We start from the raw sequence: 21,942 nt of genomic DNA on the forward strand, positions 1-21,942 counted from the left end.
AATCTAAAGCAGCCGATTTACTCTTCTTGGTTATTTTGGCTCTTCCTTTTCGTACTAATTGTGAAATTGTTGGCATATATTTCTATATAAAATTTATTAATCCTCACTTTTGAGGGGTGCAAATGTAGTAATTTATATCTATAATTCAAATAGTTGATAATTAATTTTTAAAAGAATTATAAACTTTAATTTCATCACTATACAATATCACTTATTTTTACGTTACCATTAGACCTATTTTATATCGTTTAAATGCCATTTTATAACCGAATTGTTTTTTTAATTCTGTTCCCAGTTTTTTCAAGCTTAGGGATGGCACAATCTATTCACCTATCCGTTATTGGAGAAAACGACACCTCTACTAAAATAATAGACACTATTGGCTATACAGAAACCTTTACCTCTTACAATGATCTCCAATCAGAAATCAATCTTTTAAAAGGGAAGGTTATTCGAAAGGGCTTTATTGACACAAGTACAGAAAAAATAACCAAACTAAACGACACGCTTTTTAAAGCACATCTTATATTAGGACATAGAATTAATAGAATTAGAGTGTATTTTGACTCTAGTTTCAATGTTGAATTATTAAAGTCTTTAAATTATAACATCCGTGACGGTTATTTCGAGCTACATATAAATGAGCTTGAATCTAATCTAGAAAATTTAAACTCTAAAATTGCCGAACAAGGCGATCCGTTTTCGACATTACAACTTATTAATATATCTAAGTTGAATTCTGAGTTATTATCAGCTAACTTAAAAGTGGTCGCTAACCAAAAAAGACGCATCGATAAAATATTAATTAAAGGTTACGAGCAATTTCCGAAGTCGTATTTAAAACACTTTCTAAAACTGAAAACCGGAAAATCCTTCAACCTAAATGCAATAAAAGAAAAGGTTGAATTACTAAACGAGCTCCGCTTTGCCTCTAAAATTAAAGCACCTGAAGTTCTATTTACACAAGACTCTACGACACTATATATATATGTAGAAAAAACTAGAACTAATAATTTTGATGGATTTTTAGGTTTTGGAACCAATGAAAACACTAATAAAATTGAATTTGATGGCTACTTAGACTTAAGGCTTATTAACAACCTTAATTATGGCGAAACCTTGAATCTATTTTACAAAAGTGACGAAATAGATCAACAAACCTTTAACGTTGATGCAGATTTACCTTATTTATTTGGATCACCAATTGGATTTCAGGTTGGTCTCAACATTTTTAGAAAAGACTCAACGTTTTTAAATGCTAAGCAATATGCTAAAATAAACTACCAGGTTAATGCACAGCATAAAGTTGGTGTTGGCATCACCTCCACTACATCGACTAACCTATTAGAAAATGATACTGATATTTTAAACGATTACAAATCCAATTATTATACGCTCCATTACAACTACATGAAGTCTCAGTTTTACGATGCTTTATTTCCTATAAATTTTTGGTTCGATTTCTCATCTGGCTTTGGCAATAGAATCAATGATTTAGAAAAACAACAGCAAAATGTATTCACTTTAGATACGTATAAAATTTTTAACCTAAATAACAAAAATAGCTTTTACACTCGGATAAATGGAGCAACACTTACTTCAGATAACTATCTAGATAATGAACTGTTTCGTTTTGGAGGCATCAATTCTATTCGTGGATTTGAAGAAAACAGTTTGGTAGCAAATTTATATGGAGTACTTAGTACAGAATACCGCTACCGTTTAAGTAGTAACATATATGTGCACTCGGTTTTAGATGCTGCATATTTTGAGAACAAACTAACAGACAGTAAAGAAAAGCTCTTTGGTTTTGGTTTTGGATTAGGTTTATTGACCAACGCTGGATTATTCCGTTTAAACTACTCTAGCGGAAAGACTGAAAACCGACAATTTAAATTATCAGACTCAAAAGTTCACTTGAGTTTAACAGCTACTTTTTAATCTTCCAAACCACATACGATAAGCTTGTGATACTAAAAAGAACACTCATAAAGTTATTATGAGTGAAATCATTAACTCTACATTTCGCAAAACAGACACTTTAGGTTTCTCAGAATAACTTAATAGCATTTAGTTACTATAAATGTATTCAGACACAAATAAATTAGGCAAAAAGCTAGTGAAGTATATGAAAAGTTTAAACTAGTTTTAACCTTGACACACAATGATATCTACCCAATTATACGATGGTTTGTTTTTAGGCAATATCACTATACATTATAGAATACAGAAACTATTTTACTGAAGACTTCCCTAATCACACAACAATAACACTCTTGTTATCAGACGCTTTACAAGAACGGCACCAATAACACTTTTTTCACAAAAGATTTAGGCAGTAAATTCAATTAAATTTCACTCCAAACCTTTATAAAACATTATTCTCTATTTAACATCAAAAATATTGCTTATTTGGCAAAATTTTAGCATTTTTGGTGTTAATCATAACTAATCCATATTAATATGAAAACAAACTACAAAGGAATTTTAACACTAGTATTAGTGTTTCTTGTACAGCTAACGTTTGCACAAGAAAAAACAGTCTCGGGTGTGGTATCCGATGAATCTGGGCTCCCCTTGCCTGGAGTGAACATTATAGTGAAAGGCACTACGACAGGAACACAAACAGATTTTGACGGTAAATTCTCTATTACAGCTAATGTAGGAGACACTATTGTTATTAGCTACATTGGTCTACAGACTCAAGAAGTCAAAGTTGGCAGTTCTAATACTATGAATGTAACATTAGCTGAAGATTCTGCTGCGTTAGATGAAGTCGTGGTCGTTGCGTTTGGTACATCTAGCATGGAAGCTTTTACCGGCTCTGCCAGTGTCATTGGCGAGAAAGACTTAGCATTAAGAAGTGTAACTTCACCTGTTGCTGCCATAGAAGGTAGAGCAACTGGTGTTCAGTTTACATCGCCTTCTGGTCAACCAGGTTCTTCACCTAATATTGTAATACGTGGTGTAGGAACATTAAATGGTTCTTCAAGTCCTTTATATATTGTTGATGGTATTCAATTTGAAGGTGCATTGAGCACAATAAACCAAGAAGACATTCAATCTTTTACAATTCTTAAAGATGCTGCATCCACATCACTATATGGATCTAGAGCTGCAAATGGGGTTGTATTAATAACCACAAAAAGTGGTACAAAAGGAGATATTAAAACGAATGTATCTGTACAAACTGGTTATGTAACAAATGCAGTCTCTGAATATGATTACATAGGTCCTGGTGATTACTATGAAACCATGTGGGAAGCCCTAAAAAATTCAAGTGCTGCAGGTGGTGATCCTGTTTTTGCTTCAGATAACATTTACAACCAATTAGGTTATAATCCGTTTAATGTTGCTAACGATCAAATTGTTGGAACTGACGGAAGGTTAAATCCAAATGCTGAAGTCATCTATAAATCTCTAGATTGGTATGACGTTTTACGTAGAACTGGTATAAGAACTAACTACAATGTAAATGTTGCTGGTGGTGGAGAGAAACACAAAGTATTTTTCTCTACGTCTTATTTAGATGAAGATGGTTACGTAGTAACTTCAGATTATAATCGTTTAACCACACGTTTAAATGCTGACTTTGATGTTAGTGATTGGTTAACTATGGGAGGTAGTGCTAATGTTACTCTTTCAGAGTCTAATGGACCTGCAAACGGAGGTGAAGGAAGTATTGCAAACCCTTTTAGTTTTGCTAAAAATATTGGATCGATTTACCCTGTTTATGTGAATGACTTAGATGGAAACTTAGTTAGAGATGCTTCTGGAAGTCCTGTTTATGATAATGGATCTGGATTTCCAGAGTACAACATTGGATCAAGACCAACAAATCAAGATCGTCACGCACTACAAGAACTTGTTTTAAACGACGAAAACAATCAAAACAATACCTATGGATTTAGATATTATGCAGATGCAAAAATATTAGATGGTTTACATTTCAAAGTTAACTATGGAAGAGACATCAATGAAGGTATAAATAAAAGTTATGAAAATAACATTATTGGAGATGCTCAACCCACTGGTAGATATGCAGAGGTTAGATATAGAAGGGAAGTAGAGAATTTCAATCAAATTTTAACGTACTCTAAAACTTTCGGAAGTGCACATAATGTAGATATTACGGCAGGACACGAAAGTTTTGACAGAACTTACACAAGTAATAATGCTACTGCTATAACGCAAGTTGTAGAGGGTATTTTTGAGTTTGACAACTTCTCTGAACCAGTAAGCTTAGGTGGCGCAACTACAAATAAGACACTTGAGGGTTACTTTTCAAGAGCTAATTACAACTATGATAACAAATATTATTTAAGTGCTTCAGTAAGAAGAGATGCTTCTTCTGTATTTGACAAACAGTCAAGATGGGGAACATTTTACTCTGTAGGTGGATCATGGCGTATAGATCAAGAAAATTTTATGGATGACGTAAGTTTTATTGATAAGTTAAAAATTAGAGCCTCTTATGGAGAAGTTGGTAACGATAACTTATTAGACTTTTTCTTATCACAACCTAGATATGGATTAACGTCTAATGCCGCTGATCCTGCATTAGTTTGGCAAGAAATTGGTAATGCAGACTTACAATGGGAAACGTCTTCAAGTTATGACATAGCTTTAGAATTTGCATTATTCAATAACTTCATAGATGGATCTTTAGAATATTACAAGAAAAACTCAACAGACCTTCTTTATGATTTACCAATTGCATTGAGTAACGGACTAAACGAATTCCCAACAAACGTTGGTGATATGTATAATTCTGGTTTTGAAATTGGATTAACAGCACACCTTGTCAACAAAGTAGATTTCAAATGGGATGTAACATTACAAGGCTCAACGTTTAAAAACGAAATAACTGCACTTCCAGACCCTTTTATTAATGGTTCTAAACGATGGGAAACAGGACGTTCTCGTTTTGATTTCTATTTACTACATACAGCAGGTGTCGATCCTGCCAATGGTGACCAATTATTTTACATGTATGAAATAGATGATGACGGAAATAGCGTACCTGTTGAAGATGGCAATGGTGTTCAAGAAACTACTAATGACTGGCAAGAAACAGAAAGAGCGTATACTGGAGATAGCTCAATACCTGACTTTTTAGGTTCTATATCAAACAGTTTAAGCTATAAAGGATTTTCTTTAGATTTCTTAATTACTTATGGAATTGGTGGCAAAGTATTAGATAATGGTTATTCTGCAATGATGCATAGTGGTAGTTATGGTCGTTCTTTACACCCAGACATCTTAAATGCATGGAGAGAGCCAGGTGACATCACAGATGTTCCAAGATTACAAAATGGAAACAGTGATTTAGTACAAACTCAGTCAACTAGATTCTTAACAGATGCTTCGTTCTGGTCCTTAAAGAATGTAAACCTTGGATACACCTTTGACAACAAACTTACAGATGCTCTTAAAATGGATAACTTAAGATTGTATGTATCGGGAGAAAACTTGTATCTTAAAAGTGAAAGAACAGGTTTAGACCCTCAATACAACTTAGGCGGAACAGGTTCAGGAAATGATTATAGTCCTAGTAGAATTTTCTCTATTGGATTAAATGTTTCATTTTAATTAAACTAATTTAAAAATATATATCATGTTAAGAAAAATAAAAATAACACTATTAGTAGGCCTCGCTCTTACTGTAGCCTCGTGCGAGGAAGATTTCTTGGAAACATCACCTACAGATGCGATATCTTCTACTGATGCCTTAGCTACTGCAGACAATATGGCTTTGATACTAAATGGACTGCACCGTTTACAGTATGCACAGCCACAAACCTTAATTTCGGGAGGTGACAGTTACAGATCTGGTAACCATTATTGGGTACCATTAGGAGATAATATAGCAGGTGCCTTAATTCATTCTGCATCTTCTAATAATTTAGGCTGGCAAGATGAAGCAAGATGGACGTCACATTCACAACAAACATCACTTACAACTGAGCAATTATGGTACCAACGCTACCACGTTATTGCTAGTACCAATGCGATTATTAATAAAGCTTCAGACGGAAGCATTCCTGAAGATGACAGATTGAGAGAGATACTGGGACAAGCATATACTTACAGAGCATTTGCTTACCACGATTTAGTGACGCATTATGCTAAAGGCTACTTAATTGGAAATCCTTCTACAGATCCTGGTGTACCATTATTATTTGCTTCTGAATCACCTTTTGAGAGTGAAGCTAGATCTACAGTTCAGGTGATTTATGACCAATGTAAAGCAGATATTGATACGGCAATTTCTTATTTTGAAAATGCAACACCAAGACCTACAGGAGATCCTAAGCATAAATCACAACTTAATATAGATGTTGCTTATGGGATTAAGGCTCGTATTGCTTTAGCTAGTGGTGATTGGACTACGGCTGCTAGTGCAGCTGCATCAGCTAGACAAAATTATCCGTTAATGGGAGAAGAAGAGTATAAGTCTGGGTTTAATTCTAATAACTTATCTGAAGTCATCTGGGGAAGTAATAATATAGGAACGGAAACGACATTTTTCCGATCGTACTTTTATTTAGCTAGTAATACTTTTAATGGTAGTCAAGTTAGAAACAATCCTAAACTGATTGACAAAAGGTTATACAATCAAATTCCTGATACGGATTACCGAAAAGACTTATTTTTAGCCGACGCACCTAACACTAATACTTCTGCATCTAATGGAGAAGGCGGTTTTGGCAATGATCCTAATTATACAGATGAAGACGCATTTAACGATAGACGCGATGAAATTCGTTCTCAGTATGGTTTATCTTCTAGTTTTAATTTACACCCTTATATGCATGTAAAATTACGTAATGCAAATGCTGGAACTACAGATCCTGATGATATCATTTACATGCGTTCATCTGAAATGTATTTAATTGAAGCAGAAGCAAATGCTATGATTCCTAATATTCCTGCAGCACAAGCTGCCCTACAAACTATAGGAGAAGCTAGAGATTCTGCCTTCGATGCTACTGTTTTTAATACTCAGGCGAGTTTATTAGAGCAAATTAAGTTTCAACGTGGTGTAGAGTTATATGGTGAAGGTTTTAGTTATTCTGATAAAATTCGTTGGGATGAGGGTATAGACCATAGTGCCAATGGAGGTTCTGGTGCATCTCAAACATTATATCAAGATGGGTTTATACAAGCAAAACCTTCTGTAAATGATGCATGGATTTGGAAAATTCCTCAAGCTGAAATTGATGCTAACCCAAATTTAACACCAGGTGATCAAAACTAAACAACACCTTTAAGCGATTACAGGTATTAAATAAAATCTCCAGCAGTAATGTACTGTTGGAGATTTTTTAGTTTACCAACGTATCATTCAAAATAATTAACTTATTAAAGAATACTTTGCATAACTTTGCAGCATGAAAAACGAAACTACCATTTTTGGAATTAGAGCTATTATTGAAGCTATAAAATCTAACGAAACGATCGATAAAGTTTTTATGCAAAAAGGGCTTAACGGAGATTTGTTTCAAGAATTGGAGCAAGCTATCCGTTCTGAAGGAATTAATTCTTCGTATGTTCCTGTTGAAAAATTAAATCGACTAACCCGCGGAAACCATCAAGGAGCCGTTGCTCAAATTTCACCAATAGGATTTCATGATATTGATGATTTAGTAATGAGCGTCATTGAATCTAGCAAAACCCCTTTATTCCTTTTATTAGATCAGTTAAGCGATGTAAGAAATTTTGGTGCGATCGTTAGAACAGCAGAATGCACGGGAGTCAATGGTATCATTATTCAGAAAAAAGGTGGAGCTCCTATTAATGGAGATACGATTAAAACAAGTGCTGGTGCTATTTTTAAAATGCCCATTTGTAAAGTAGATCATATTAAAGATGCTGTTTTTCATATGCAATCTTCTGGAATTAGAGTCATTGCTGCTACAGAAAAAGCAGAGCACTTTTTATACGACGTGTCGTTTAAAGAACCATGTGCCATCATTATGGGGTCGGAAGGAAGAGGTATAAATCCTTCGGTTTTAAAAGTTGTAGACGACCAAGCAAAACTCCCTATATTAGGTGAGATTGAATCTTTAAATGTTTCCGTAGCTTGCGGTGCGTTTCTCTATGAAGCCGTGAGACAACGCAGTTAGTCTTTAGTAAAATGTAAAAATATCAAACCGTTTCTTACCTTCGATTACGATAATATTAGTTTGTGACTTTTAAAATCTAATCATCCCTTTTCCTAAAAATGTAATTGACCTTTGGAGTTTCAACTTCTTTAGTTTCCGGTTTTATTTCAATTTCAGATTCCATTTCGACGTCTTCGGGTTCAAACTCAATAAAATTACCGTCTTTGTCAAAATGTTTCATAAACGGATCATCATCTTCATTATAATCGGGTTGCTCCCATTTGTAACGTTCTGGTTTTGCTACTTGTTTTCTGAATATTAAGGCAAATACCAATCCGGTAATTAAACCACTTAAATGGCCTTCCCAAGACATTCCACTTTTTATAGGAAATACATACCAAATCATGCTTCCATACAAAAAAATAACAACTAACGACAATGCAATTAGTCTATAATGTTTTGCAAATATTCCTTTAAAAAACATAAAGCTAACTAAAACATACACCAATCCACTTGCTCCAATATGATTTCCAGAGCTAGCAATAAGCCAAGTCATAAATCCTGAAAGCAAAATACCAAAGCCTATAACGCGCCAAGCAATTTTATTATAAAAGTAAAACAAGGCAACCGTGAGCACAAAAAGCGGTACAGAGTTATTATAAAGATGATTAATATCCCCATGCAAAAACGGACTTGTAATAATGCCTAAAAGTCCTTCTAGTTTTTGTGGCCTAACACCAAAAGATTTTATACCACTATCCACTCTAACCTGATACCAAAACACCAACCAATTAACAAACAGAATCATCAACGGATAGATGATGATGTTGTTAGAATATTTAAAGTGTTGTGGTTTACTCATTTTCAAATTTAACGAAAGCAGTTCAAATTTGAATCCAAAAATGGATAGACTGAAATAATGGCAGAACCCTAAAATTTTAGCTATTGTAATTTTAATTGAATTTCATTGATTTCATTAAACCATCACAAAAGCATTTCGTAATTTTGAAATATGAATACTCCATTAGCAGAACGATTACGACCAAACACCCTTGAGGACTACTTAAGTCAACAACATTTAGTGGGTAAAGATGGTATGTTATACCAACAAATTAAAAGTGGAGTTATTCCTTCTATGATATTTTGGGGACCTCCTGGCATAGGGAAAACTACCTTAGCAAATATTATTGCACACGAATCTGATCGTCCGTTTTTTAAATTGAGTGCTATTAATTCTGGTGTTAAAGATATTAGAGAGGTTATCGATAAGGCCAAGAAAAGTGGTGGCATGTTTACCACCAAAAATCCTATTCTGTTTATTGATGAAATCCATAGATTTAGTAAGTCGCAACAAGATTCATTATTAGAAGCGGTTGAAAAAGGTTGGGTAACTTTAATCGGAGCCACAACGGAAAACCCAAGTTTTGAGGTTATTTCTGCCTTATTATCTAGATGCCAAGTTTATACTTTAAACGCCTTTAGTAAAGCAGATTTGGAAGCCTTATTAGAACGTGCTCTAAAAGAAGATTCTACGCTTTCTAAATTAAATATTGAATTAAAAGAAACCGAAGCTTTACTGCGTTTATCTGGTGGTGATGCTAGAAAATTACTTAATATTTTTGAATTGCTTGTTGCTTCATTTGAAGGTGATAACATTATTATTTCTAATGATCTGGTGACCAAACAAGTGCAAAATCAAGCAGCGCGTTACGATAAAACCGGAGAACAACATTACGATATTATCTCGGCATTTATAAAATCGATACGTGGAAGCGACCCAAATGCAGCAGTATATTATTTAGCGCGAATGATTGAAGGTGGAGAGGATGTAAAATTTATTGCCAGACGCTTACTAATTTCAGCTAGTGAAGATATTGGAAATGCCAACCCTACAGCTTTAGTGATTGCTAATAACACGTTTCAGGCTGTGTCAGCCATTGGCAATCCTGAATCACGAATCATTTTAAGTCAATGTGCAACCTATTTAGCGAGTTCGCCAAAGAGTAATGCCGCCTATGAAGCTATTGGAAGAGCTCAACAATTAGTGAGAGATACTGGAGATTTATCAGTACCAATTGCCATGAGAAATGCACCAACGAAACTTATGAAAGAATTAGGATATGGTGATAACTACAAATATTCGCACAATTACGAAAACAACTTTGCAGCGCAAGAATTTCTACCAAAAGAAATAGCGAATACTAAGTTATATGATCCTGGCAATAATTCACGAGAACAAGCCCAACGCAATCATCTAAAAATGCTTTGGAAAGATAAGTATGGGTATTAATGTTGAGACTGTTAAGATATTAAAATTTAATATTTAAAACTTTTTCTGAAGTTACAGTGCCGTCATTCTCAGAGTAAATCCACTCTCCTTCTTTTTTAAAAACGATTGCACTTTTGTCTTTAACAATAAAAACATCTTTAGCTGAAGAATTCAACAAAATCATGACAACCTTTGGCTCTGAATCTACCAATTGAAATCCATTTGTAACAGCCTGTGCGTAGTAGAGTTCAGATGTAATAGTATCTGTTGATTTAACCGCTAAAGTTGTTGATTCTTCCTTTAGTTTTGTATTAGTTTTTTTCACTTCCGAAGTCTTTTCAGTCTTAACAATTTCCTTTATGGGTTGCTTGTCTTCATTAGGCTGTACTTGTTTCGTTTCAGTTATACTAGTGTCCTTTTCAACATACTCATAATCCATGTTTTGAAAGGTTTCAAAAGCATCGCGTAAGGCTTCATTGTAAGCTTTTCCGTAAGCTTTTAATCGCGACTCACCAACTTTAGATTTTATAACCTCTTCATTAAAACAATCTTTGAGTGTAATTACCAGTTTCGTTGAAAACAAACCTCCTTCATCATTAGATACATCAACCGTTAATGCTGAGCAACGATCTTTATTTGAATCACCTGAAAACTCATCAATAAAATAAGCGTCGTATCCATATTTATTAAATAAAAACTTAGCAAGTGAATTTAATTGATACTGATCATCGCCTTTAGAAAATTCAAACGCTTTAGGTATAAGTATGTATTTATAATCATTAATATTTTTTTGTGCATTTCCATAAAAACTTAGGATTACAAATGAAACGGTAAAAAGTATTTTCTTAAACATTCTTTTATTTTTAAAGGTGATTTAGTAGCATTTTTAAATTGGTAATGCGTTTAAATTTATGATTACTATGAGCGTCCTTATAGTCAAAATGAATGGTATCCATCCCAATATTATGAGCGCCTTCAATATCGGCTTCAATATTATCTCCAATCATTAAACTTTCAGTTGCTTTAGCTTTAGCCAAATCTAAGGCAAAATTAAAAATCTTAGGGTTAGGTTTTTTAACACCAACCATTTCTGAATTTGTAACGGTTTTAAAGTACTGTTTAATATTTGAAGTGGTTAATTTTTTATTTTGTGCACTGTCAAAACCATTCGTAATTATATGTAATTCGTATTTATCCTTAAGGTAATCTAAGGTATCAAAAGCACCATCAAATAAATGATTAAATGTTGTTAACTCATTAATATACGATTCAGATAAGTGATGAATCATATCGTCTTCTATGGTCACTCCTACTCCATCAAAAGCTTCCTTTAATCTCCCATATCGCAATGCCGATTTCGTCACTTTTTCTTCTCTATAAAGTTTCCAATATTTAAAATTAATGGGTTCATAAATCGGCAAAAAGTCATTGAGATTAACATCAATTTTATTCAAATTAAATATCTTTTCGAACGTTAAACTCGAATTTTTATCAAAATCCCAAAGCGTATGATCTAAATCAAAAAATATATGTTTTATCTGTTGCATTAATCTGCAGATTCTAATATTAAATTAAATAGCGATCTAAACCCTTTCCATCGATCTAAATCACCAAATGAATAGTTGTGAAATATAGGTGTAAAAGTACCATTTACAGCTTTCACCTCCCTAATTATTTTTTGTAAATGTTCTGTTTTATCTAATAGCGAATTATACTTTAAGAGTCCAAAATCTAAACAATGGTATGGATTAATTTGCAATGGTGTTTGTACTTCGTAATCTAAATCGTAAAACTGAAAAGGCGTACAAGTACCTGCTCTAAAACCCATGGTATTTACGTAACCCATAGTAAAATCTTGATGAACCTCTAATTCTACTAAATTACGATACGATGTTGGCAAATTTAACTTAGAAAACGAATGACGAACAGCTGTTAAATCAGTATGTATTATAGATTCCATTTTAAGCTTTTCCTTTTTAAGGATAGAAATATCATTTAAAGAAAAGTATGATGCTTTTAACCCAACATCACAATAATCAGCAACCGATTTAATCAGCGATACAAAGTCTTTTTTATTCGTGTTTATATTTTTATCGTAGGTTGAATAGTCACCTATTAGAAAGAGTACCATAAATTTAAAATCGTACTGCTTTTGCTTTCTAATAATCCACTTAAAGGTATTATGTGGGTCGCGTTTAAAGCCAAAAAGTACCAAATAGCGAAAATACAACTGCTTTAATCGTAACCGCCTAAGATCATTTAATGTACCTCCAATAGTTCTCAAAAGCCCTTTATTTCTATAATAATATGCCATTGGCACATCTATAACTGGCTGTATCTTATAGTGTCTTTCTGGAAATTGATACTCTGGAAAACGTACACTCAACACGTCTTTGAGCTTATAGGCCCAAATATCTACAACAGGTTGTTGTAAAAATTTATGCTGGAATGCGAGACTTTCAGATGCTAAAAACCGACCATAATCATCCTTTACATGTGGTAAATATTCCTCATAACGACTGAGTAAATAAAAGGATGCCGCAAAAATATCGAAAGGTAAGTCGCTTCGTTCACCAGTACTGAAAAACCCTTTGGTATTTTCCCATTGCTGAACTTGAATATTAATATCAGATAAACCCGTTTCAAACAACAAGTCGTTACTTCTTACAAACAGCTCATTACTTAATGGTTGCTTTGCATAGGACATTTTAAGGCTGTCGTGTGCTATAAAGTCTTCAACTTTAGACGTAAAACTAACTTCTATACCCAAAATACGTTTGCATATATGCTTAAACGTATAGGTAACGCGTGGTGTAATTTTATGTGTGTAAACTAATAACATAGGGTTTTGCAAATTCCAAAAAGTTAAAAATAACAAATTCCTATGTTGAAATTACTCATTTGGTATTTAGTTTTTGACATTAACTATTTAACATTTCTACAGAATGTTTTCATCTGCAAAACTATAATAAGCATTTTCTGTAATAATTAGATGATCTAAAACCGAAATATCCAAACTTTGCGCTGCTACCTTAAGCTTTTTAGTAATATCTTTATCTGCCTGACTTGGTTTTAAAGTACCAGATGGGTGATTATGACACAATATTAAACCAGTCGCGCCAACCTCTAAAGCGTTTTTAAGTACTAAACGTACATCGACTAAAGTACCCGTAATGCCACCTTTACTTAGTTGGTTTTTTTGAATAATTTTATTTGAGTTATTAAGATATAATATCCAAAATTCTTCATGAGGTAAATCTCCAATAATATGTTGCATTACATTATTAACCGATCGGCTCGATGAAACTTTATCTAACTGCATGGCATCTTCTAACCGACGACGTCTCCCTAACTCCAAAGCCGCAACAATAGAAATCGCTTTCGCTTCACCTATGCCTTTAAACTCCATTAATTGGGCAATAGAGCGTTTTCCTAAGGCGTTTAAATTATGGTCTACACTAGCAAAAATACGTTTACATAAAGCCACAGCGCTTTCGTCTCGGTTTCCAGACCCGATTAAAATAGCGATCAATTCCGCATCACTAAGTGCCGTTTTACCTTTGTCTCTTAGTTTTTCTCGTGGCTGATCATCTTGCGACCAATTTTTTATTGAAAATGAAGTTGATTTATCTGCCATGCATTAAAGATAAAAAATTGTAAATTTCGAGTGTCATTAAATTGATTTAAATTCCATATTGAAAATAACTTATTAAAATTCAACAGGCTAAAAACACATGAATTATCCACCACAACACCATCAAGATAACGACAAAAATCATTTAATAGAAGTGATTAAAACGTATCCTTTGGCGACGGTAATTTCTATACATAACAACCAACCACTAATTACACATTTACCATTAATTTATGACGACGGTAAACTTATTGGGCATATTGACATTAACAATCCACAGGCTAAATTACTAAAGGACAGCAATGATGTAACCCTTATTTTTAGCGGTCCAGATTGTTATATTTCTCCGAGTATTTATTCAACTACGCAACTTCCAACATGGAATTATATTAAAGTACATCTTAAAGGAAACGTTGATAAAAATACAGATAAAATGGCGTTAAAAGAATCGTTGATAACTATGACTGAATTTTTAGAAGCACCAGAACATAAGTATATTTTAAATGCAAATAATCCACGTTTAGATAAAAATCTTGATTATATTGTAATGTTTGAAATTACTATTACCCAATGGGAAGGCAAATTTAAACTGTCGCAAGACAAGAAACCTACCGATATTACAGCTGCTCGCGAGGAGTTAGTAAGATCTAATCAAGAAAGTATTAAACAATTTTTAAATAACATATTTTAAACCCAAATACTATGAAGTATCTATTTACATTTTTTATCATTCCGTTTTTTTTACTGAATACCACAACACAGAAAGAAAATTTTGTTGGTAAATGGCTCGGTGAAGACCAAAGCGAAATTGGTTATTTAATTTTTGACACTGAAGGTTATGCCGCTTTTGAAATTGAAGGGCAAGTTATGGGCGGTAAAGAGTTCTATATGAAAGGCAAAAAAGGTAAAATGACATATTCTATTAATTATGATACCAAACCAATTGAAGTCGATTTTACACTTACCAAAATTGAAACTGGAGAATCTAAAAAAATTCTTGGAATAGCTGAGTTTATAGACAAAAACACATTGCAGTTTAACCTGAGTTTTGATGCCGCTAGACCAACTGAATTTGGTGAAGATTCGATTGTATTAAAACGTGTTCAGTAATATGAGCCACTCATTTTTTGAGTTTTAAAGACTGAAACTATGTAATTATAAACACAACATCATGAAAGACGTAAAAAAGGAAGACATTAAACAAGAAGTTTTTGATTTATACGATGACTACGCACATAACAAGCTCAACCGCAGACAGTTTGTCGAAAAACTTGGTTTATACGCCGTTGGTGGCTTAACGGTATCGTCTTTATTGAGTTTTGTGTCGCCTAATTACATGAATACGTTGTTAGTACAACCAGACGATCCTACTTTAGATTCAGACTACATAACTTATGAGTCGCCAAAAGGAGGAGGTACCATAAAAGGTTTATTGTCTCAGCCAAAGGATAACAAAACCAAGTTACCAGGAGTTATTGTTGTGCACGAAAACAGAGGTCTTAACCCCTATATTGAAGATGTTGGCAGACGTACAGCTAAAGAGAGTTTTATTTCCTTAGCACCTGATGCTTTAAGTCCACTTGGTGGTTACCCAGGTAATGATGATGATGGTAGAACCATGCAAAGAGAACGCAACCAACAGGAAATGCTCGAAGATTTTATTGCAGCATATCATTATCTTAAAAATCATAAAAACTGTGATGGCAATGTTGGTGTTGTCGGTTTTTGCTTTGGAGGCTGGATTTCTAATATGATGGCAGTTAGAATCCCAGAATTGGGCGCTGCAGTTCCTTATTATGGAAGACAACCAGAAGCTAAAGATGCGGTAAAAATTAAAGCTCCACTTCTACTTCAATATGGAGAGTTAGATACTAGAGTCAATGCAGGTTGGCCAGCGTTTGAAAAAGCACTTATTGAAAACGACGTAGACTATGAAGCTTATATTTATCCAGGAACTAATCATGGTTTTCACAACAATACCACACCAAGATATGATAAAGAAGCGGCAAAATTATCATGGGAACGCACGATTGCATTTTTTAAGAAACATTTGAAGTAACAAACCACTTCTGTTCATCAGAATAATACAATTGTTTTTCGTTATTTAGCGACTGCAAATAAAGTCAACATTTTCATCTAAAAACGAAATGCCAATAACACTTTTATCATCACCATTACAAGGCTTTACAGACTTCCGGTTTCGGAATGCCTTTAACCATTATTTCGGTGGAATTGATACGTTTTATGCACCATACATTCGATTCAACAAAAAACTAATCATAAAGAATTCTTACCAACTCGATTTACAACTTGAAAACAATTCTACACTCGAAGTCATTCCGCAAATTATGACCAATAGTGCTGATGAATTTTTATTTACAGTCGATTATATTCAAGAATTAGGGTACAAGGAACTCAACTGGAATTTAGGTTGTCCGTATCCGATGGTCACCAATCGTGGCATGGGTTCTGGATTGATTTGTGATCCGGAAAAAATCAATCATATTTTAGATCGTGTGCATTCTGAAACTGATATTACAGTGTCCATGAAAATGCGAATGGGTTATGAAAATCCGGAAGAAATCTTACACACCTTTCCTATTCTAGACACCTACCCTTTAAAAAATATTGCCATTCATGCACGCATTGGCAAACAGCTTTATAAAGGTGGAGTAAATCTTGATGCTTTTGAAAAATGTATTGAAAGCACCAAACACAAATTATATTATAATGGAGACATTACAACGGTTGCCAAACTAAAAGAAATGCAAACGCGTTTTCCTAGTATCGATCATTTTATGATTGGCAGAGGATTAATTGCAGATCCGTTTTTACCAAGTATGATTAAAAACAACACTACTGAATACCCAGAAAATAGATGGGAAATTTTTAGAGAATTTCACGATACTATATATCAGCAATACGACGCTGCACTCTCTGGTCCAACACCAATTAAAATGAAAATGCAAGGCTTCTGGGAATACTTTTCACAATCATTTTCTAACCCTCAGAAAGCATATAAAAAAATAAAAAAAGCCAATAATCCTAGAGCCTACCAACAAGCTGTTTCTGAGATCTTGAAAAACAAATAGCAATTAAGCTAAAAAAAATAAAAAAAACACAACATACAATTTGTCTTCCTAGAATTTTCTTAGAACTTTGTAACTGCTACATTATCGAACGTAATTCCAAGATAAATCTAAATATTCTTAATGAGAAAACATAAAGCCATTCGATTTTTAATGGTTATTACTGTTGTATTTGTGCTAATTACATTTTTAACTATGATTGTAAAAGAGCACTACGGTACAAATACAACCATAATTATTACGGCTATTTTTATAATACTAACCTTACTTTTAGGTTATCGGTATTTAGATTTACATCACGAAGATTATGCTTACGAACGCGTCGCAGTAGTCATTTGGGTTCCTATTGGAGCTGTACTGTGCTATCTTTTAAATGTTAATGCTGGTTTAGGCCCTATTTTGTCTATGGGAATTGTAGGCACATTAGCATCGTTTGCTCCATCTTTAAATAAGAACTCAAACTATTTAAAACAAATTCCTGCAAGTATTTATTGTGGTGCCTTTGTTGGCATGTCTAGTGTAGACACCACACCAAATATTGGTTTTGTTCTTGCTGCAGGCACTTTAGCAGGATTATTTTTTATGATATCAAAAAACTTATTCCTAGGTGTTGGGGGTAAATTGGGAACCATGGCCTTTGCGGGTGTCACTATGGCAACATTAATTTATTGGATCATCGTATGAACATCATTATTTTAATAGTTACAGGAATAATAGGTGCAACGCTAACCCATTTTGTAAGTGAACAACTCAAATGGGGAGCTGTAAAAGCATCTGCCATACTATCATTAATCGTAGGATTATTTTTTTATTGTTTTCCGGAGCTACTTAACAGTTATTTAGATGAACATATTCCTATTGTATTTGTTGGCACTTCATTTATTGGTATGGTTTCTTCAAAAACGTTAAAAAGTTATCCGTTGCTTGCCATTTCAGGAACTATATTCGCTGCTATCTACATTAACAAAAATCATGTTTTTGATGGTTATGGCGGAGCACTTGGAGCACTTGCTTTCATTGCATTATTGGTGACTATGGGATTTGCAGAAGCTGTATCAAGACCAAACAAGATAACACTTAAGGTATCGGCTATTTTGCAAAAGATTTTCAGCAATAAAGACACATCTTAATCTAACGTTTAGTAGGAAAAACAAGAATGCTTATAGCGTAGTATTGATCATAACTTTAACGACATACTTAAACATAGTTCAACCCTTCGACCTCACATTTATTTTATGTTACTTTTCTTCGTAAAACACAAGTTTTAAGAACTATTGTAAACCAATAAACCTCTTGTAAGGTTTTAAAGAAACATCTAACTAACGTATCTTTACCACCCAGTAAAATTGGAAATTATGCAAGATCAAAATAGTCGCAATTATATAGAAAACGTATTAGCGCAAATGCCATTAGATTGGTTAAACCTAACAACCCATCGATTAGATATTTACAACGAAGCGTTGGCTAAAACCGAATTTTTAGACCAGTTTGAAACCTTATATAAAAACAATAATTCAGAAACTTCTGCGCTTAGTGCACTACCAACTGCATACGATTATATTCGATTAGGCCATCCACTTTCAAGTGTTTTAGAATGGGGAATTGCCAAAGTAAATGGGCTAAAATCAGAAAATGTAATAAGTTTTTCGTCTCAGACGGCTCCCATTTTGGCGATTTTAAGACATAATTTACTGAATCATAAAAACACGCAGATTATTTACAATGATAAACTACCATCTTCTTTTGATGCGGAACTGATAAAACGTGTCTATGGATATAATTTTAAGTTAGTGCAAACTGATGATGTAAATGCTATCTTAAAATTTAAAGGCAGTACTATATTTATAGCACAACCTAATAATATTTCAAGTATTGAACAAAATGCAAATATTGATTTTCAAGTTAATTTGTATCAAAATATTGGAAGTGTTTTAATAGTTAACAATAAGGAAAGTGAAGATTATATTTCCGATATTCAACACGTAAGACGTCGCGAAACAATTGCTATGACACCTTCAAATTCATTGGCTGCTTTGAAAGCTTTTGTTGCTCAGACGTCAATAACAATTAAAGACAACAATACAGACGCCCATAAAGCCAGTGTTATAAAATCACTAAAAGAAATTACCGCTACAACGGCAAAACCATTAGTAGCGTCAAGTGGTTTGTCTATGCAATATGCCATTATGATGGGGTTAGTTGATGTTGCACAAGAGAACCATAGTGGAAAGGCCATAAAATTTATTGTACCTCCTAATTGTTATGGCGGCACCAATGACCAAGCAAGACGTGTTGCAGCATGTTTAGACCATGTAGAAGTGGTCGATTTACCTGTTGATGGTGACAACGATATGGTACAAAGTATTGATGCCGTTTTAACTAAAGTAGCGCTTCAAGATGCCATACCTTATATTATTGCCGAAATACCTACAAACCCAAGAGTTGAAGTCCCTAATTTAGAAGATTTAAAGTCGGCCTTAAGCAAAAAACGAAAAACGGCGGATGGCAATAATGCTATTGACCCTGTATTTATTTTAGACCAAACCTTCTGTCCTAACATTCACTTTTTAGGTGAAGGTGACATATTATCAACCGTAAGAACGATTTCTTATGCAAGTGGTTCAAAATTCCCAAGTGGTGGAAAATGTACTGCTGGGTATTGCGTGGCAAACAACAAAGCTGAAACGTTAATTGATAGTATTGAACGTCATTTAACCTTATGTGACAACGAAGCGACCGATCATCAATACGAGATACTAGCAAAGCAATTGCCTTCTATGAATCAAAGAATTGCGGAAGCCTACAAAAACACACGAGAATTTGTCAATTTTATTCATGACGTGTTACCTGAAGCAAAAATCAATTTTGTCTCAGAAGAATTAGCATCACAAGGTTTTACACCTTCTGTCTTTTCGTTAGACCTTCCTACAAAAGGAGAAACGGCTGAAGAAAAGGAAACTTATAAACGTGCTTTGAATCATAAGTTAATCCAGATGATGATTACAGAAATTCCTAACGAAAGTAAGTATTGCGTTAGTTATGGTCAGTTAAAAGGCTGTTATTGGACGATTCCTGCAACCTCAACACAAGGCACCACTAAAGAAGGTGATAAGGATTATATTGCAAGAGTTTCTCTGTCTCCAGATTTAGATTTGGAACAGCATAAAAACGTGTTTTTGGAATTTGTAGAGCATATATAATTAAAAAATGGTGTCTTCCATTCGCAAACACCACTATGAATCGCTCAAAAACAGGCTCTTAAAACAATAAGACTCCTACTTTTGTAGGAGTTGTTTAACCTCATCAAAATCTAAACCACCATAATTTCCAGAGCTCATTAAAAGTAAGGACTTATTTTCAAAATTCTGAGAGAATAAAAAGTCTTTAAATTCTTCTGGATTGGTATAAATAATTAAATCATCACGCTCAAAAGCCGCGGCTATTTGATCTTTAGTAACTTCTTCTAATTTTTTAATTTCAACGGCATGTGGTGAATAAAACACGACAGCTACATCTGCAGCATCTAAAGCTCCTTTGTATTCTTTAAGGAATTCAGCATTAAGACTACTATAAGTATGTAATTCTAAACAAGCGACTAAAGTTCGGTCGCTAAATTGTTCTTTTACGGCTTTGGTTGTCGCTTCTACTTTACTTGGTGAGTGCGCAAAATCTTTGTAAGCTACGCTTGTTTTAGATTCGGCAATTTTTTCTAAGCGTTTGCTGGCTCCTTTAAAGGTTGAAATGGCTTCGTAAAAATCATCTTCATCGATTCCCATATGTTGGCAAATCCATTTGGCTCCTGCTAAATTGTTTAAGTTGTGCGCTCCAAAAACTTCAATAGGCATTGGACCTTCTGGTGTATCTAATAAGGTTTCTCCATTTTCAACAGTGTATTCTGGAGTTTTATAAGCAATCTTACGAATCTGATTTTCCGAAGCTTCTACGACACGTTTTACTTCAGCATCTTCTTCATTGTAATTAATACTTCCACCTGTAACAATAGAATCTACAAAAATGCTAAACTGCTCCACATAATTGTCGTAAGTTGGAAACACATTAATATGGTCCCAAGCAATACCACTCAACAAGGCGATATTAGGTTTATATAAATGGAATTTTGGTCGTCTATCAATTGGAGAGCTTAAGTATTCGTCACCTTCGAGAACGATAAAATCATTATCATCGGTGAGTTTTACCATCACGTCAAAACCTTCGAGCTGTGCTCCTACCATATAATCCACATCTTTATCATGGTAATGCAGCACATGTAATATCATTGAGGTAATCGTAGTTTTCCCATGACTCCCTCCAATAACGACTCGTGTTTTGTGTTTGGATTGCTCGTATAGAAATTCAGGGTAACTGTAGATTTTTAAGCCGAGTTCTTGGGCTTTTATCAATTCAGGATTATCAGCTTTAGCATGCATTCCTAAAACAATAGCGTCTAAATCTGATGTGATTTTTTCAGGATACCAACCGAATGTTTCCGGTAACAAACCTTTAGCTTCTAATCGTGATTTTGACGGGTTAAAAATAGTATCATCACTTCCTGTGACCTTATAACCTTTATTGTAAAGTGCCAAGGCTAAATTGTGCATTGCTGCACCACCAATTGCTATAAAATGTACGTTCATTGTATCCTAAAATAAGTAATGTAAAAATACTATAAGTTTTTTGAAATGAGAATTTATGAAACAAGGTTCTCGATACAATTTTTTAAAAGAAAAAATCACTCGAACTGACGGAAGTAGCATCAAAAACAATATAGTTAAACCTTCAACGTCAGTTCGAGTGTTTGTTTATTTGAAGTAGAACGGATAATAAACAAATGTATCGAGAACA

18 protein-coding genes and 1 pseudogene are annotated in these 21,942 nt (G+C 33.9%); 12 read left to right on the forward strand and 7 right to left on the reverse strand.

The genetic code is table 11. The features are described from left to right. Window positions 1–76, reverse strand: a pseudogene (locus K1X16_RS15185) (30S ribosomal protein S12); the annotation flags it as partial. Window positions 77–312: 236 nt separating this feature from the next. Between K1X16_RS15185 and K1X16_RS15190 the strand changes: the two are divergent. The 4 genes from K1X16_RS15190 (at window position 313) to rlmB (ending at window position 8,129) form a co-directional block, all read left to right on the forward strand. Continuing rightward, window positions 313–1,941, forward strand: a complete 1,629-nt coding sequence (locus K1X16_RS15190) for a POTRA domain-containing protein (RefSeq protein WP_225036996.1) — start codon at window positions 313–315, stop codon at window positions 1,939–1,941. Between the two features lie 522 nt (window positions 1,942–2,463). Next, window positions 2,464–5,592 carry a SusC/RagA family TonB-linked outer membrane protein gene (locus K1X16_RS15195; RefSeq protein WP_195871636.1) on the forward strand — a complete coding sequence of 1,043 codons (3,129 nt, stop codon included), beginning with the start codon at window positions 2,464–2,466 and terminating at the stop codon, window positions 5,590–5,592. 25 nt (window positions 5,593–5,617) lie between these two features. Further along, window positions 5,618–7,261 carry a RagB/SusD family nutrient uptake outer membrane protein gene (locus K1X16_RS15200; protein ID WP_195871635.1) on the forward strand — a complete coding sequence of 548 codons (1,644 nt, stop codon included), beginning with the start codon at window positions 5,618–5,620 and terminating at the stop codon, window positions 7,259–7,261. Window positions 7,262–7,394: 133 nt separating this feature from the next. Beyond that, window positions 7,395–8,129, forward strand: a complete 735-nt coding sequence (gene rlmB, locus K1X16_RS15205) for a 23S rRNA (guanosine(2251)-2'-O)-methyltransferase RlmB (RefSeq protein ID WP_225036997.1) — start codon at window positions 7,395–7,397, stop codon at window positions 8,127–8,129. A gap of 76 nt (window positions 8,130–8,205) precedes the next feature. Here the strand turns inward: rlmB and K1X16_RS15210 are convergent, their stop codons facing one another. Continuing rightward, window positions 8,206–8,970 (reverse strand): rhomboid family intramembrane serine protease, encoded by a 765-nt coding sequence (locus K1X16_RS15210; protein ID WP_225036998.1) that lies wholly within the window; start codon window positions 8,968–8,970, stop codon window positions 8,206–8,208. Window positions 8,971–9,120: 150 nt separating this feature from the next. On the opposite strand from K1X16_RS15210, the gene K1X16_RS15215 reads away from it, so the two are divergent. Next, window positions 9,121–10,398 (forward strand): replication-associated recombination protein A, encoded by a 1,278-nt coding sequence (locus K1X16_RS15215; protein WP_225036999.1) that lies wholly within the window; start codon window positions 9,121–9,123, stop codon window positions 10,396–10,398. A 19-nt stretch (window positions 10,399–10,417) separates the two neighbouring features. Here K1X16_RS15215 and K1X16_RS15220 read toward each other — a convergent pair whose 3' ends face one another. The 4 genes from K1X16_RS15220 to radC form a co-directional block, all read right to left on the reverse strand. Then, window positions 10,418–11,230, reverse strand: coding sequence for a hypothetical protein (locus K1X16_RS15220; RefSeq protein WP_225037000.1), 813 nt, complete (start codon window positions 11,228–11,230; stop codon window positions 10,418–10,420). Between the two features lie 10 nt (window positions 11,231–11,240). Next, window positions 11,241–11,924 (reverse strand): YjjG family noncanonical pyrimidine nucleotidase, encoded by a 684-nt coding sequence (locus K1X16_RS15225; protein WP_225037001.1) that lies wholly within the window; start codon window positions 11,922–11,924, stop codon window positions 11,241–11,243. Then, window positions 11,924–13,219 carry a polysaccharide deacetylase family protein gene (locus tag K1X16_RS15230; RefSeq protein WP_195871629.1) on the reverse strand — a complete coding sequence of 432 codons (1,296 nt, stop codon included), beginning with the start codon at window positions 13,217–13,219 and terminating at the stop codon, window positions 11,924–11,926. The genes K1X16_RS15225 and K1X16_RS15230 overlap by 1 nt, the downstream gene beginning before the upstream one ends. A gap of 96 nt (window positions 13,220–13,315) precedes the next feature. Then, on the reverse strand, window positions 13,316–14,014 hold the full coding sequence (radC, locus tag K1X16_RS15235) for a RadC family protein (RefSeq protein ID WP_225037002.1): 699 nt from the start codon (window positions 14,012–14,014) through the stop codon (window positions 13,316–13,318). A gap of 97 nt (window positions 14,015–14,111) precedes the next feature. Here radC and K1X16_RS15240 point away from each other — a divergent pair, with 97 nt between their 5' ends. The 7 genes from K1X16_RS15240 (at window position 14,112) to K1X16_RS15270 (ending at window position 20,300) form a co-directional block, all read left to right on the forward strand. Continuing rightward, on the forward strand, window positions 14,112–14,702 hold the full coding sequence (locus K1X16_RS15240) for an FMN-binding negative transcriptional regulator (protein WP_225037003.1): 591 nt from the start codon (window positions 14,112–14,114) through the stop codon (window positions 14,700–14,702). Between the two features lie 11 nt (window positions 14,703–14,713). After that, the gene (locus K1X16_RS15245) at window positions 14,714–15,121 is read left to right on the forward strand and encodes a hypothetical protein (RefSeq protein ID WP_225037004.1); all 408 of its coding nucleotides are present in this window, start codon (window positions 14,714–14,716) and stop codon (window positions 15,119–15,121) included. Between the two features lie 61 nt (window positions 15,122–15,182). Beyond that, entirely contained in the window at window positions 15,183–16,070 is an 888-nt protein-coding gene (locus tag K1X16_RS15250; RefSeq protein ID WP_225037005.1) for a dienelactone hydrolase family protein, read from the forward strand. An 88-nt stretch (window positions 16,071–16,158) separates the two neighbouring features. Next, window positions 16,159–17,103 (forward strand): tRNA dihydrouridine synthase, encoded by a 945-nt coding sequence (locus tag K1X16_RS15255; RefSeq protein ID WP_225037006.1) that lies wholly within the window; start codon window positions 16,159–16,161, stop codon window positions 17,101–17,103. A 120-nt stretch (window positions 17,104–17,223) separates the two neighbouring features. Continuing rightward, window positions 17,224–17,784, forward strand: a complete 561-nt coding sequence (locus K1X16_RS15260; protein ID WP_195871623.1) for a hypothetical protein — start codon at window positions 17,224–17,226, stop codon at window positions 17,782–17,784. Then, complete coding sequence (locus K1X16_RS15265; protein WP_225037007.1) at window positions 17,781–18,230, forward strand: hypothetical protein; 450 nt, start codon at window positions 17,781–17,783, stop codon at window positions 18,228–18,230. Before K1X16_RS15260 ends, K1X16_RS15265 begins: the two co-directional genes overlap by 4 nt. Before the next feature lie 225 nt (window positions 18,231–18,455). Continuing rightward, window positions 18,456–20,300: a cystathionine beta-synthase gene (locus tag K1X16_RS15270; RefSeq protein WP_225037008.1), complete on the forward strand. Its 1,845-nt coding sequence runs from the start codon at window positions 18,456–18,458 to the stop codon at window positions 20,298–20,300. Window positions 20,301–20,375: 75 nt separating this feature from the next. On the opposite strand, the gene K1X16_RS15275 is transcribed toward K1X16_RS15270, so the two are convergent. Further along, window positions 20,376–21,734 carry a UDP-N-acetylmuramate--L-alanine ligase gene (locus K1X16_RS15275; protein WP_225037009.1) on the reverse strand — a complete coding sequence of 453 codons (1,359 nt, stop codon included), beginning with the start codon at window positions 21,732–21,734 and terminating at the stop codon, window positions 20,376–20,378. Window positions 21,735–21,942 lie beyond the last annotated feature (208 nt).

The sequence above is a fragment of the Winogradskyella sp. SM1960 genome (assembly GCF_020179375.1).
GTDB lineage: Bacteria > Bacteroidota > Bacteroidia > Flavobacteriales > Flavobacteriaceae > Winogradskyella > Winogradskyella marina.

Bases quoted from the DNA above. Each gene is read 5' to 3' on its own strand.
- K1X16_RS15270 (WP_225037008.1), top strand. From the start codon at position 18,456: ATGCAAGATCAAAATAGTCGCAATTATATAGAAAACGTATTAGCGCAA.
- K1X16_RS15220 (WP_225037000.1), bottom strand. From the start codon at position 11,230: ATGTTTAAGAAAATACTTTTTACCGTTTCATTTGTAATCCTAAGTTTT.
- K1X16_RS15225 (WP_225037001.1), bottom strand. From the start codon at position 11,924: ATGCAACAGATAAAACATATATTTTTTGATTTAGATCATACGCTTTGG.
- rlmB (WP_225036997.1), top strand. From the start codon at position 7,395: ATGAAAAACGAAACTACCATTTTTGGAATTAGAGCTATTATTGAAGCT.
- K1X16_RS15190 (WP_225036996.1), top strand. From the start codon at position 313: ATGGCACAATCTATTCACCTATCCGTTATTGGAGAAAACGACACCTCT.
- K1X16_RS15250 (WP_225037005.1), top strand. From the start codon at position 15,183: ATGAAAGACGTAAAAAAGGAAGACATTAAACAAGAAGTTTTTGATTTA.
- K1X16_RS15195 (WP_195871636.1), top strand. From the start codon at position 2,464: ATGAAAACAAACTACAAAGGAATTTTAACACTAGTATTAGTGTTTCTT.
- K1X16_RS15240 (WP_225037003.1), top strand. From the start codon at position 14,112: ATGAATTATCCACCACAACACCATCAAGATAACGACAAAAATCATTTA.
- K1X16_RS15200 (WP_195871635.1), top strand. From the start codon at position 5,618: ATGTTAAGAAAAATAAAAATAACACTATTAGTAGGCCTCGCTCTTACT.
- K1X16_RS15260 (WP_195871623.1), top strand. From the start codon at position 17,224: ATGAGAAAACATAAAGCCATTCGATTTTTAATGGTTATTACTGTTGTA.
- K1X16_RS15210 (WP_225036998.1), bottom strand. From the start codon at position 8,970: ATGAGTAAACCACAACACTTTAAATATTCTAACAACATCATCATCTAT.
- K1X16_RS15245 (WP_225037004.1), top strand. From the start codon at position 14,714: ATGAAGTATCTATTTACATTTTTTATCATTCCGTTTTTTTTACTGAAT.
- K1X16_RS15265 (WP_225037007.1), top strand. From the start codon at position 17,781: ATGAACATCATTATTTTAATAGTTACAGGAATAATAGGTGCAACGCTA.
- K1X16_RS15275 (WP_225037009.1), bottom strand. From the start codon at position 21,734: ATGAACGTACATTTTATAGCAATTGGTGGTGCAGCAATGCACAATTTA.
- radC (WP_225037002.1), bottom strand. From the start codon at position 14,014: ATGGCAGATAAATCAACTTCATTTTCAATAAAAAATTGGTCGCAAGAT.
- K1X16_RS15230 (WP_195871629.1), bottom strand. From the start codon at position 13,219: ATGTTATTAGTTTACACACATAAAATTACACCACGCGTTACCTATACG.
- K1X16_RS15215 (WP_225036999.1), top strand. From the start codon at position 9,121: ATGAATACTCCATTAGCAGAACGATTACGACCAAACACCCTTGAGGAC.
- K1X16_RS15255 (WP_225037006.1), top strand. From the start codon at position 16,159: ATGCCAATAACACTTTTATCATCACCATTACAAGGCTTTACAGACTTC.